Consider the following 12,769-nt stretch of genomic DNA (forward strand, 5'->3'; position numbering starts at 1 on the left):
GGCGATGTCTCGGTCAGCGCCACGGCCTACGGCGGCGCCGGCGGTACCTCGCCGTTCAACAACGGCGCGGCCGGCGGCAGCGCCAGCGCCAGTGCGTATGGCGCTTCGCTGAGCGGCAATGTCTCCGTGCGGGCCGAGATTACCGGCGGCAGCGGCGGCGGCTCCACCAACGACGGCGCGCCGGATTCGGCCGGCAGCGACGGCGTCTCAGCGGCACTGAGCAATGCCGTCAGTGGCAGCACCAGCGGCCAGCTGTCGCTGACGCAAACCGTGCGCGGCGGCGACGCCGGCTACAGCTACCACACCGCCGGCAACGGCGGTAATGCCAGCTCCAGCCTGGTGCTGAGCGATACGCAGGCCAGCCGCCTGCAGCTATCGGTGAGCGCTGTCGGCGGCGCTGGCGGCGGTTCCTACTACGGCCAGGCCGGCAAAGGCGGCAACGCCACCGTGCTGGCGGATGCCAGCGGGGCCGGGCCGGTCCAAGTCAACGCCAGTGCCGCTGGCGCCATGGGCGGCTCCACCTACAACACCGGCAGCCGGGGTGGCAATGGCGGTGACGCCAGCGGCACCGCGCGTGGCGCCAGCACTGGCGGCAACAACGTCGATGTAACGCTGAATGTGACCGGCGGCGACGGCAATTATTACTACGCCAGCTATGCCAACACGCTGCAAGGGGCCTCCGGCGGTGTGGCCAGCGACAGCCACGCCTACGGCAGTTCCGACAGCGGTACGGTGTCGGTACGGCTGGCACAGGCTGGCGGCTCCGGCGTCGCCGGCTACTACGGCGCCAATGGCGGCAACGGCGCCGACTCGCTGCTCATCGATGCGGTCGGCGGCAGCACCAGTGGCGTGCTGTCGCTGACGCAAGTGGCCAACGGCGGCAATGCCGGCGGTGCGTATTACGGCAGCGCCGACACCACCGCCGGCGCGGCCGGTAAAGCCCAATCCTGGCTAACCCTGGACGATCACAGCGCCAGCAGCGTGCAAGTGCAGTTGAGCTCAAGCGGCGGTTCCGGTGGCGGCTCTTACGATTCGTCGATGACCAGCCGCGGCGGCAATGCTGACAGCCGCCTGTCCCTGCACGCTGCCAGCACAGCAAGCGGCTCCGTGAACGCCACCGGCGGCAACGGCGGCTCCTATTCCGGCGGCTACAACATAGGTGGCGATGCTCTCGCCCGCGTGTTGGTCGCAGCACCGGTCTCGGCGTCGGCCAGCGCCAGCGCCTATGGCGGCTACAGCGCCAACAACTACTATGGGAATGCCGACGCTTATGCGGTCTCGCACAGCAGCCAGAACGGCGGCAGCAGCCAGGCCTACAGCCTCGCCAACGGTCATCAAATCTTCTCGCTGGCGCAAGCCGAGGGCGTGGGCCATGGCAACATCAGCGCCACGGCGGTGGGGCATGGCGATAGCGGCAGCGCCAACTCGATCAGTATTGCCAGCGACGGCGCGCATGCGCTGTCCACCGCCAAGGCCTCGGCGCCAGTCGGCGCAGGCAGTGGCTATACCTACGCTAACACGCAGGCCGGCGATGGCGGCACCAGCAGCGCGCCGTGGGATTTGAACACGCTCAACTCGGCGCAAGCCTTGTCGCGCGTCAGCGGCTCGCCAACCGATGGCGCCACCCTGCTGGCCTCCACCACCAATGTGGCGGCGGCGCTGGCGGATGGCGTGGTGATCGGCAGCGGCATCCAAGGCGCCTCGTACTCGGCGGAGACGGCGCCGGCCGGCGCCAGCCTGACCTACCTCACCAGCGGTGAGTTCCAGTTCAAGACCACGCAAAGCAACTACCTGATCGTCGGCTGGCTGTCCAACTACGGCATCAACAGCGGCTTCGAAGAACTAAGCCTTACCATCAACAGCCACGGCACCCTGATCTACTCGCACACCTTCGGCACGCTGGGCGAGGCGCAGAGCTTCTTCAGCGATGGCACGCTGGACCTGGGCGTCTTCGGCGCAGGGGCGCAGGATCTGGAAATCGCTTCGGCGCTGACCACCACCGGCGGCAACTACGGCGGTTTCGGCATCCGCTACCTGGTCGGCACGGTAGCCGCACCAGTGCCGGAACCTTCGACCTGGGCCATGAGCCTGGCGGGCCTGATGCTGCTGTTGTTGCAGCATCGCCGCCGCCGCCCCGAGCAACGTAATTTTGACCAACAGGAGGCTGTATGAGCGCGCAAATCGACGACACCATCACCTACACCGGCGCTCGCGACACGCGCGCTGACACCTACGCACTGCGCCCCGCTGTCACGCAGGCGGCAGGATGGAAAGGATGGCAAATCACGGCGGCCCTGCTGCTCGGGCTGGCGGCCGCCGCAGCGCTGGCCGCGCTGGCGGCAGTGGACTGGCTGCGCAGCAGCGAACGGGCGATCTCGCCCGGCCCGTTGGGCGGCTTGTACAGCGTGCAGTTGGTGAATGGGCAGGTCTACTACGGCGTGCTGCAGGAAGTGAAGCCGGCCTACATCCGGCTCGGCGATGTGTATTACATCCAATCCTACCAGCAGCCCAACGGCCAGCCGGGCAACCGCGTGGTCAGCCGCCGCAAGAATGACTGGCATGGGCCGGAGACGCAAACTATTCCAGCCGATAAAATCTTGTCGCTGGATGCAGTTGGCCTGCAATCGCAATTGGCCAAGCTGATCCAGCAGGACAAGACCGGCAATCCTTAGACCGGCGCCAGGCACTCTTCCAGCGTGAGCTCCAGCAGCGGGAAGTGGCCGGTGTCGACCTTGAAGAACGCGGCCTGCGGGAACACTTGTGCCCACAGGTCGCGGTCTTTGTCGGCATCGATCATCGGATCGTAACTGCCGAACAGCACCGATACCGGACCGGTGAACGGACTTGCCTGCGGCGTGTGGTCCTGCGCCGAGAAATCGTCCGAGGTTGCCACCGAGGTCGGGCCGTCAAACGCGCCCGGCTGGCGGATCAATTCAGCAAACGAACGTGCCGCTTCGGCACCACCGTTGGGACCGAAATACAGCTCGGTCACATCGGGCAGCAGCGACAGCGCACCGAACACATCCCAGAAACGCGGACGGCCTGGGTCGTCTTCATACATCGCTAGCGCCACGGCCAGCTTGGCGGCGTGCGGATGATCGGTATGCACGCGGAAGGCGCGGCGCGCAAAACGCAGGCCGGCGTCTTCCGGATTGTAGGTCGGCCCCAGCAGCACGATATCCTTGACCAGCTCCGGCGCCTGGCGCGCCAGATGCACCGCCAGGTGCGCGCCGAAGGAACTGGCCATCACGGTCAGCGGCTGGCCGGCCTCGGCGGCGACGCGGCGGAATTCCACCAGCGACGCTTCCAGCAAGTCCAGGTACGGACGCGCAGCGCATGGTTTGGCCAGCGGCTGCTGCCACCAGTGGACGTGGCCGGCGTCCGGATAACGGGCGCGTTCAAACACCGGCCCCAGTCCCGGACCGCCGTGCAGATAAAAAACCGAAGGTGCTGCCATGTTCTCTCCTATGCCTACATTGCCGATGCAACGGCCATTATAAATATTGTTGATTGACATTGCCAAAATCCGCGCTCAAGATCAGCGGATGAAAAAATTTCTCTTCTCCCTTGCCCTGCTGCTGGCAGCAGGCGCCCAAGCCCAGGTGCTGTCGGTACGTGACCAAGCCGTGGTCGTGAACGAACTGCTGGCCGAGCGTTTCGACACCTTGCTGCCGGATGCGATGGCGCAAACCGGCATCGATATGTGGGTCGTCGTCTCGCGCGAATACAACGAAGACCCGGTACTGAAAACCATGCTGCCAGCCGAATGGCTGAATGCGCGCCGCCGCACGGTGCTGGTGTTCTACCGCGACGCCAAGACCGGCAAGATGGAGCGGCTGGCCGTGGCGCGCTACAACGTCGGCAAGAGCATCGCTGCCGCTTGGGACATGAAGAAGTTCCCCAACCAGTGGGATGCGCTGGTCGACATCATCAAGCAGCGCAATCCGAACAAGATCGCGCTCAACACCTCCACCCACTTCGCCCACGCCGACGGCATCGACCACACCGAATATACAGAACTGCTGGCCGCCCTGCCGGCCGAGCTGAAAAAACGCGTGGTCTCGGCCGAGCCGCTGGCCGTGCGCTGGCTGGAAACCCGCACCGCGCGCGAGATGCAAATCTATCCGCAGCTGGTCAACGCCACCCACAAGATCATTGAAGAAGGCTTCTCCGAACGCGTGATCACACCCGGCATCACCACCGCCGACGATGTAGTGTGGTGGTTCCGCCAGAAGATCCGCGACCTCGGCTATGACACCTGGTTCCATCCATCGGTGGAAATCCAGCGCGCCGGCAAGGGCCTGGCCAACGAAGACGTGATCGTGCCGGGCGACCTGCTGCACGTCGATATCGGCATCACCTACCTGCGCCTGAACACCGATATCCAGGAACACGCCTACGTACTGAAGCCGGGGGAGACCGCAGCACCGGCCGCGCTGACGCAAGCCTTCGCCAGCGCCAACCGCCTGCTGGATATTTTGACCGGCAACTTCAAGCAGGGCCGCAGCGGCAACCAGGTGCTGGCGGCCTCGTTGCAGCAGGCCAAAGCGGAAGGCATCAACGCCACCATCTACACCCATCCGATCGGCTACCACGGCCACGCGGCCGGGCCGGCCATTGGCATGTGGGACATGCAGGGCGGCGTGCCGGGCAGCGGCGACGATGTGCTGCGCTACAAGACCGCGTACTCGATCGAACTGAACGCGGCGACCACCATTCCGGGTTATCAAGAGCCGGTGCGCATCATGCTGGAAGAGGATGCCTACTTTGATGAAAGTGGCGTCCGCTACATCAACGGTCGCCAGAAATCGATCTTCCTCCTGCCACGACCAGCGCCATCCGTTGAATAGGGAAAACAAATAGTTCCAGCAGGCTCTGGAGTGCCCAAAAGCGGCGACATTTGCGATGATAGGGGGAGCGGACGACAGGCCAAAGCGTCCGCTCCCCTCTTCTTTTTTGGCCCCTCATTCCAACAGGAGCACGCTAATGAACTCGTTTGTGGAAACACTGTCCCCGGCAGCCCGCAACCATGCAGCCGCCCGCATCGACTACTACACTGACCTGACCCAGTCGATACTGGGTTCGCTGCGCAAACTGTCCGAAGTCAACGTACAGTTCAGCCGCGACATCATCGACGACTCCACCGCCGCGCTGCGCTATGCCTTGCTGACCGCGCCGGAAGAGCGCAGCGTCGAGAACGCACCGCTGCAGGCTGGCGAAGTACTGCAAAAGCTGCAGACCTACCACCAGAAGCTGGCGCAAGTGATTACCGAGTTCCAGTCCGACATCAGCGAGCTGGCGCAAGAACACGTGCCACAAACCACGCGCACCGCCAGCGAGCTGGCCAATGCGGGACGCCAGGCCGCCAACAAGCACCTGATCGATGAGGCCAGCCGCTTCGCCAACATCGCCCAGCAGAACCAAGCCTTCCAGGCGCCGGCATCGCTGCAGAGCGCACCAGAGGGCAACAAGAATTAAAGGAAGCGGTCCGGAATATCGCTGGCGAAGGGATACATCGAGAAGTACGGCTTGGCCTCGTCCAGCACCTGCTTGATCGACGGCCGGGTGACCAGCCGTTCGAAGTAGCCCTGCAGGTGCAAGTACTCTTCCGGGAAAGGCAGCAGCGTGGCGGCGTAGAACAAGGCAGGCGCCGCCGCGCAATCAGCCAGGCTGAAGGCCTCGCCGCACATCCAGCTGCGCGTGGCCATGCGCTTTTCGATCATCTTGTACGCTGTCTTGAGCTTGGTGCGTTCCTTGGTCTGGTCGCAGCTGAGGCCGGTCAGGTGAGCGAGGACGATGGTGGTCACCGGCTCCTGCACGTAGTTGTCGAAGAAGCGGTCCCACAGGCGCACATCAAGCGCTGCATCCCAGTCGGCCGGTATCATCGGCTGCGCGCCCGGATAGTGGCGGTCCAGATACTCAATGATGATGGAGGTTTCCGGCACATCGCGCCGCTGCGCGTGGTCGCGCAGCACCGGGAATTTGCATAGCGGCCAGATCGCTTCCAGCTCGGCGCGGTCGGCCTCTTCGCCGAGGTTGATGACGCGCTTGTCGAAGCTGGTGCCATTCTCGTACAGCGCAATCAATACCTTGTGACAGAACGAGGCCAGCGGATGGTAGTACAGGGTCAATGACATGTGCAGCTCCAGAAAGCGATACCAAAGAATTCAGCACATGATACTTCAGCGGCAGCGATAGCGGCGTCCACCAATTGCTGGGACACTTCGCCCGTCTAAAACCACTGAACGGGAATCCATCATGCGCCACGCCATTACCCTGACTCTGCTTTCCTTATGCGTCTTCAGCGGCAAGAGCTTTGCCGAAGAGGCCACGCCGGCACCGGCCGGCGACAGCCTCTCCGCCGGCGTTGGCCTGGCCTATGTGCCGGAATATGCGGGCGCCGAAAAGCGCCGCGTGCTGCCGCTGCCGTTCATCGAACGTACTTACGCCAACGGCGTGTTCCTCAGCACTCAGCGCGGCATCGGCTACGGCACCAAAATTGGCGACTTCACGCTGAGCGCAGCGTTGGGCATCGACGCCGGGCGAGAAGACCACCGGAAGAATTACTTCTCCGGTTCGGATGCGCTGAAAGGCATGGGCAAGATCGATGCATCGGCACAAGCGGTGCTGAGCGCCGGCTATCAGCTGGGCACGGTGGGGGTCGGCTTCACCACCCGGCAGAACATCAACCACCGCGAGTACGGTAACACCTACATCCTGAGCGCCAGCGCGCCACTGTACAGCGACAGCACCGACCAAATCAGCTTTGGCGCCGGTGCCGTGTATGGCGATAACAAGCACATGCAAACCTACTACGGCGTCACGGCCCGGCAGACCATCTACTCCGGCTACCGCACTTACACCGCCAAGGCCGGCTTTGAAAACGTGACTGCCGGCGTCAACTGGAACCACGTGCTCGATGCGCATTGGTCGCTGGCTAGCGGACTGGGCGTCAACCGTCTGATGTCGGACGCGGCCGACAGCCCGCTCACCAGGCGCAAGACCTCGCCAGCAGTCATGACGGCGCTGATCTACAAGTTCTAAGCTGCCTTGGAGTATCATTGACGAAAACTCATCGTTGAATCAATGACACTCCAATTCCCCGCCTTCCTCTTTCTTGCACTCGCCCTGTGTTCGGTCTGGGTGCGGCCGGTGCCCATGGGCCGCCGCGCTGCGCCGTTGTGGCTGCTGTTCTTTGTGATGGCAATGGCGTGGGGGCTGGTCGGCGGCGTGCTTGACCCGGTTGCCATCAGCGCGCTGGTGGTGCTAGGCGGCTCAGCCTATGCGTGCATCCACGCGCCTCAACGCTGGCTGCGCGCGATCTACGGCGTGCTGGTGGGCGTGCTGGCCCTGGCACTGGCCATGCACAAGCTGCCAGGCTTTAGCAATCCGCTGCTGCTGGACCGGGTGGTGCTATCGGACGGCGCGGCGGCGTTCACGCTGTACGCCAATTTCGACAAGGGCGCGGTTGGGCTGGTGCTGCTGGCCCTGCTGTGCCAGCGCGTGGGTTCGTGGGCCGAATTACGCGAGGTGCTGCGCCGGACTGCGCCGGTGCTGCTGCTCACGGTGGTGGCCACGCTGGGCTTTGCGCTGCTTGCTGGCGTGGTCGGCATCGATATCAAACTGCCGCAGCAAACCTTGCTGTTCCTGGCAGTGAACCTGCTGTTCACGGTGGTCGCTGAAGAAGCCTTTTTCCGCGGCTTTGTGCAGGCGCGGCTGGCGTGCGCTCTGGGCCGCTTCCGCTGGGGACCATGGCTGGCGGTGGCGCTGTCGGCGCTGCTGTTTGGCGTGGCGCATCTCGGCGGCGGCGTGCGATATGGCATACTCGCTGGCATTGCCGGTCTTGGCTACGCTTGGGCTTACCAGCGCACGCAACGCATCGAGGCCGCCATCTTGGTACACATCGCGCTGAACGCGGTACATTTTATTGGTTTCACTTATCCGGCCAGGTTACACGGTGTCTGACTCTCTTACTTCCCGCACGTTACCGAGCGCCGTTACCGGCCTCGTCGGCACCGCCACGGTGCTTGCCCTGCTCTACTTCGGCCGCGAGGTGCTGATCCCGATCACGCTGGCCTTCATCTTCAGCTTCCTGATTGCGCCGTTTGTACGGGCCTTGCGCCATCTTGGCCTCGGACAGACGACGTCGGTCTGCACCGGCGTGCTGGTGGTGACGGTGACGCTGCTGGCCATTGGCGCGGTGATCGTACAGCAGGTCGGCATGATGGGTGCGAGCTTGCCCAAGTACCAGGACACCATCGCCAGCAAAATCGAAACGCTGGACGAGCTGACGCGCGGCACGCTGGGCAGCCTCGGCGGACCTGCTGGCCAGCTGATCGAACACTTCACCGCCGACGCCCCGGGCGGCGCGCAGCCGGTGCAACTGGGCGATGGCAGCGTGAAGACGCCGGTGCTGGTGGAAATCCACGAGCCGGCGCTGAAGCCGTTCCAGCTGCTGGCCAAGATCGCCGCCTCGGTATGGCCGCCGCTGGAAACGGCCGGCATTGTGTTCGTGGTGCTGATCTTTGTGCTGCTGGAACATGAATCGCTGCGCGACCGCTTCATCCGGCTGGCCGGCGGCGGCGATTTGCGCGCCACCACTATCGCTGTCAACGATGCGGGCGAGCGGTTGTCGCGCTTTTTCATCTCGCAGTTTTTGGTGAATATGGCGACCGGACTGGCCGTGTGGCTGGGCCTGAGTTTGCTCGGTCTCGGGCAGGCGCTGTTGTGGGGCACCATGACGGCCGTGCTGCGCTTCATTCCTTACATCGGCGTGTGGATGGCAGCCTTGTGCGCCACCTTGCTGGCGGCGGCGATCGATCCGGGCTGGTCGATGGCCTTGATGACGCTGGGCTTGTTCCTGGCGGTGGAAATCATCGTCGCCCAGACTATCGAGCCCAAGCTGTACGGACATACCACCGGCTTGTCGCCGTTGTCGGTAGTCGTGTCGGCGATTTTCTGGAGCTGGATCTGGGGCCCGGTGGGCCTGGTGCTGTCGACGCCGCTGACCTTGTGCCTGGTCGTCGCCGGCCGCTACATTCGCGCCTTGAAAGTGCTGGAGATTATGTTCGGCGAACTGCCGGCGCTGACCATGCCGCAAAATTTCTACCAGCGCGCGCTGTCCGGCGATGCGCATGAAATCATCACCAGCGCCAAGCGCTACATGCAACACAAATCGCTGGCCGAGTATTGCGACGGCGTGCTGATGCCGGCACTGCACCTCGCGCGTTTCGATTTAAAAGACAGCGCCATCACGCCGGGCGAAGAGGAAAAAGTTACTTCCTCCGTGATCGCCGTGATCGAAGCGCTGAGCGGCAGTCCGCAATGGTGGAAAAAACGCAAGCGCAGCAGCGTGCTGGCCAGTGGCGGCATCGGCCGCCAGCTGCGCGAGCGCCGCATCTCCGACACCGGCGAATGGCAAGGCTCGTTCGACGTGCCGGCCGGCAGCGTGGTGCTGAGCATGGCCGTGGGCGCGGGTTCGGGCGAACTGGCGACCGAGATTTTGGTGCGCATCCTGCGCGAGCAGAAAATCGACGCCCGCAGCATGAGCTTTGAAGACCTCGACAAGCCAACGCCGCCGGAAGCCTCGCCGGAGCTGGTGGCCATCGTCTGCCTGGTCAGCGTCAACCCGCTGCAGGATTGTGAGCTGATGACGCAAGCGCTGGAACGCATGCGCCAGGACCTGCCGCACTGCAAACAGTTTGCCCTGCTGCTGCCTAGCCCATTCGACAATCCCGACCTGAAAACCTGCGTGTTCCCGAACGCCGACCACGTCTCGCGCTCCTACGACGACGTGCTGCACAGCTGCCAGCTGGCCATGAAAGGTCGCGCGACGTTGTAAGGTTTATCGCGGCAGGCCGGGCACTTTATCGAGCGCGGCATAAATGCCGTTGATCACCTGTTGCGGATCTCGCGCACTGTCTTTGTGCTTGAGCACGAACAGGCATTTACGCGCCGGGTTATCGGCGAAGAACGGCTCCAGCCGGGCGTGTATCGCCTGTTCGACCGCGCGGTCGCGCACCAGTCCATGGGCCGCGAATTGCTGCTCCCACCATACCGGGCTGGCCCAGACCAGGTGACCGTGCTTGGGCCAGCCCAGTTCGTCGCAATCGAGACGGCGGTAGAGGTTTTGTTCGCCCGTCTCCTGCCACTGGCTGACATAGCTGCCGAACACTTCGCCGAACACGTCATCGGCGCCGAACATCGGCGAATTCAAATAGAAGTAGCCATCTTTCGACACCAGCGCGGCAATCGCACTGATGTACTGGTCGAACTTTACCGGGTTCAGGTGCTCGATGATGTCCATTGCCAGCACCACGTCGAAACGCCGCTCCAATTGCACCGTCAGCAGGTCGGCGTACATCATGCAGTTCTTGATGTTTGGGTAAGCCAGCACAAAGGCCACGTGGCTGACGTCGAGTCCGACCACATCAACGCCGGCCTGTTCCAGCTGGCTGATAACAGCGCCGGTGAAACAGCCCAACTCCAGGCAGCTTTTGGCACCCATGCCCTGCACCAGGGCGGCGGTGACGTTCTTGTCGAGGTCAATCTTCGCGCCCCACACACCGATGCCGTCGTAATAGCGATGCTCGGTGATGGCATTTTCCATGAAGTCGAAATCGGCGTTGCTGTCAGCCTTGAACAGGATCATCGGCACGCCATTGGGCGCCATTTCGCGCTCGTAGCGCTCGGGATAGAGCTGCACCAGGTCCGGCAGCTGGTGCGGCGGGATCAGCTGCTTCAACATGGCCAGGGTGAATTCGCTCGACGACAGCAAGTCTTTTGCCGCGTCATCGATGGTTTTGCCGCGCTCCAGCTGATCGGTCAAGTTCCGCAAGCCGCTCTGGTCGGGCGCGCGGTCCAGGATGCCGTGGTACAGCGCGTTGGCAACAGCGGCCGGCGCGTACTGCAAGCCCGGCGACGGTTCACGCCGGTGCAATCGATGCGCAATTTTCCGCACTACAGAACGCGCGAAGGAATGACTTGAGATATCCATCTTGATCCATTGAAGTGAGGTGAAGCGTTACGCCGATTTGGCACAGCAGGATAGCATCTTGCTAATCTATCAAAGTTCACACATTTTCACTTCGGCGTCAAGCGACCTTGACAAGGACGATTTTCCGTCATGCGAAATAGGTTGCCATTTGGAAAAACTGGACTATGATGAAGTTGTCAAAGGACCTAAACAACGTCTAAGTTGCACACCTCATCATGACTCTCCACGAGCCCCATGCCGTCCTGATCCGAAAAGGACCACCACGGCCGCAAGACGCGATAGCCCCCATTCCGGCATCGGCAACCACGCATGACATGACCACCGAGGACGATATCGGCGATGCGTTCACCCTGCTCGCCGAGCATGGCGATGCCATTTCCATGTACATGCCTGGCAACCGCGAACCGGTGCTGGGCCGCATCCTGTCGGTCGATCCCCAGTTACCGCATTTCGTGATGGAGTTGAACGAGGGCGCAGAGCTGACGCCCGGCAAAGTCACCTTTGTGACCTCGCTACGCTCGGCCAAGCTGCAATTCCGGCTGTCCAGTAACGATTGGACGCCGCTTCCCGGCCAGCCGTTGCACATCCCGATGGTGTTTCCCGAAGCCTGCGCCGTGCTGAACCGGCGTGCCCACGAACGTGCCGAGACACCGCTCGGGGTAACCTGCACGGCGGCGTTCCTGAACGGCACTACGGAGCATGAGCTGCCGGTCTACGACATCTCCGAGGGCGGGATCAGCATGCATTGCTCGAAAAACCGCGCCAAGGGCTTGATCAAGGGCCGCAAGCTGCAGGACGTGGTGCTGGAAATGGGCGACGTCACCATTGAAATCGCCGAACTGGAAATCCGCTACACCCGCGCCTTCCGCTCCTTCCTGCTAGGCGAACAGCTGCACCTAGGCTGCATGTTCACCAATCTGACGCCGGAAGCCATCAGCAAAATCAAGAACGTTCTGGACCAGATCACCCATCCTTAGAGCTCGGTGCCTCAGGCCTATTCTTTGGCTGCGTAACGATAAGCACATACTTATCGCTTCGACGGCTTGTTTTTGATGTTTAGGCCGGGCATGTCGAACAGCGTGCGCGCGGCGGGACGCATGATGTGGCCGTGCTTGCTGATCAGACCGAGCGTCCTGCGCACCGCCGGATTGGCCAGCGGCACGCCGACCAGCGTTGGATGATCGTGCGACAGCGACAGACGCGAAACTGCCGCCACACTCATGCCGGCCTCGACCAGCGCGAGGGTGCCCGCCACGTGGTTCACCTCGTACAGCACCACCGGATGCTTCTCCACGCCAGCTAATGCGTTATCGATCACGCCACGGTTGCCGCTGGACTTGGCCACCAAAATGTAGCGCTCGTTCACCGTCTCTTTCTAGGACAGCTTCTTGCGCTTGACCAGCCGATGGTCGTGACGCATCGCCAGCACATAGCTTTCCTCGTACACCGGACTGAAATCGATATCGGGATTTTCGGCACCGGCAAAGTTAATGCCGAAGTCGGCCTCGCCGACCAGCACCAGGTTCTGCACGTCCCGCGCGCTCTCGTCGTCTATGCGCACGCTGATCTTGGGAAAACGCTCGCTGAACTCCTTCAACACGCCAGGCAAAAAATAGCGCACGGCGGATGGCACGCAGGCGACGGTCACGATGCCTGTGCGGTGCGCCGCCAAGTCTGCCACACCAAGAATCGCATCATCCAGCTCATCAAACGCCCAGCATCTGATCATGCGCATGAAATGCCTCATCAAGAAAGTAGTCACGCTCTGGAGAC

Annotated in this window: 11 protein-coding genes and 1 pseudogene; 8 read left to right on the forward strand and 4 right to left on the reverse strand. The window is 62.8% G+C overall.

Features of this window, described 5'->3' with window-relative positions; translation table 11 throughout:
* Together GTP46_RS28115 and GTP46_RS28120 are read left to right on the forward strand one after the other, a co-directional pair.
* Window positions 1–2,172 (forward strand): beta strand repeat-containing protein (locus GTP46_RS28115; RefSeq protein ID WP_161009943.1); only part of this gene is annotated, 2,172 nt, incomplete at its 5' end.
* Entirely contained in the window at window positions 2,169–2,672 is a 504-nt protein-coding gene (locus GTP46_RS28120) for a hypothetical protein (protein ID WP_161009944.1), read from the forward strand. The genes GTP46_RS28115 and GTP46_RS28120, both read left to right, overlap by 4 nt.
* On the opposite strand, the gene GTP46_RS28125 is transcribed toward GTP46_RS28120, so the two are convergent.
* Window positions 2,669–3,457 carry an alpha/beta fold hydrolase gene (locus tag GTP46_RS28125; protein WP_229259143.1) on the reverse strand — a complete coding sequence of 263 codons (789 nt, stop codon included), beginning with the start codon at window positions 3,455–3,457 and terminating at the stop codon, window positions 2,669–2,671. The genes GTP46_RS28120 and GTP46_RS28125 overlap by 4 nt on opposite strands.
* 88 nt (window positions 3,458–3,545) lie before the next feature.
* Here GTP46_RS28125 and GTP46_RS28130 point away from each other — a divergent pair, with 88 nt between their 5' ends.
* Together GTP46_RS28130 and GTP46_RS28135 are read left to right on the forward strand one after the other, a co-directional pair.
* Window positions 3,546–4,850 carry a M24 family metallopeptidase gene (locus GTP46_RS28130; protein ID WP_161009945.1) on the forward strand — a complete coding sequence of 435 codons (1,305 nt, stop codon included), beginning with the start codon at window positions 3,546–3,548 and terminating at the stop codon, window positions 4,848–4,850.
* 136 nt (window positions 4,851–4,986) lie between these two features.
* The gene (locus tag GTP46_RS28135) at window positions 4,987–5,478 is read left to right on the forward strand and encodes a phasin family protein (protein ID WP_161009946.1); all 492 of its coding nucleotides are present in this window, start codon (window positions 4,987–4,989) and stop codon (window positions 5,476–5,478) included.
* Here GTP46_RS28135 and GTP46_RS28140 read toward each other — a convergent pair.
* Window positions 5,475–6,137, reverse strand: a complete 663-nt coding sequence (locus GTP46_RS28140) for a glutathione S-transferase family protein (RefSeq protein WP_161009947.1) — start codon at window positions 6,135–6,137, stop codon at window positions 5,475–5,477. The genes GTP46_RS28135 and GTP46_RS28140 overlap by 4 nt on opposite strands.
* A 121-nt stretch (window positions 6,138–6,258) precedes the next feature.
* Here GTP46_RS28140 and GTP46_RS28145 point away from each other — a divergent pair, with 121 nt between their 5' ends.
* The 3 genes from GTP46_RS28145 to GTP46_RS28155 are packed head-to-tail and all read left to right on the forward strand — an operon-like array spanning window position 6,259 to window position 9,841.
* Entirely contained in the window at window positions 6,259–7,044 is a 786-nt protein-coding gene (locus GTP46_RS28145) for a MipA/OmpV family protein (RefSeq protein WP_161009948.1), read from the forward strand.
* A gap of 42 nt (window positions 7,045–7,086) precedes the next feature.
* Entirely contained in the window at window positions 7,087–7,965 is an 879-nt protein-coding gene (locus tag GTP46_RS28150) for a CPBP family intramembrane glutamic endopeptidase (protein ID WP_161009949.1), read from the forward strand.
* On the forward strand, window positions 7,958–9,841 hold the full coding sequence (locus GTP46_RS28155; protein WP_371869781.1) for an AI-2E family transporter: 1,884 nt from the start codon (window positions 7,958–7,960) through the stop codon (window positions 9,839–9,841). Before GTP46_RS28150 ends, GTP46_RS28155 begins: the two co-directional genes overlap by 8 nt.
* A gap of 3 nt (window positions 9,842–9,844) precedes the next feature.
* Here GTP46_RS28155 and GTP46_RS28160 read toward each other — a convergent pair whose 3' ends face one another.
* On the reverse strand, window positions 9,845–10,939 hold the full coding sequence (locus GTP46_RS28160) for a methyltransferase domain-containing protein (RefSeq protein ID WP_161009950.1): 1,095 nt from the start codon (window positions 10,937–10,939) through the stop codon (window positions 9,845–9,847).
* A 371-nt stretch (window positions 10,940–11,310) separates the two neighbouring features.
* Between GTP46_RS28160 and GTP46_RS28165 the strand changes: the two genes are divergently transcribed.
* Window positions 11,311–11,973, forward strand: a complete 663-nt coding sequence (locus GTP46_RS28165; protein ID WP_202414472.1) for a PilZ domain-containing protein — start codon at window positions 11,311–11,313, stop codon at window positions 11,971–11,973.
* Window positions 11,974–12,023: 50 nt separating this feature from the next.
* Here GTP46_RS28165 and GTP46_RS30020 read toward each other — a convergent pair.
* Window positions 12,024–12,743 (reverse strand): annotated as a pseudogene (locus GTP46_RS30020) (LysR substrate-binding domain-containing protein).
* Between the last annotated feature and the right edge of the window lie 26 nt (window positions 12,744–12,769).

Origin of the sequence: Duganella flavida, from assembly GCF_009857445.1 — a bacterium.
In the GTDB taxonomy this organism is placed as follows: Bacteria; Pseudomonadota; Gammaproteobacteria; order Burkholderiales; family Burkholderiaceae_D; genus Rugamonas; species Rugamonas flavida.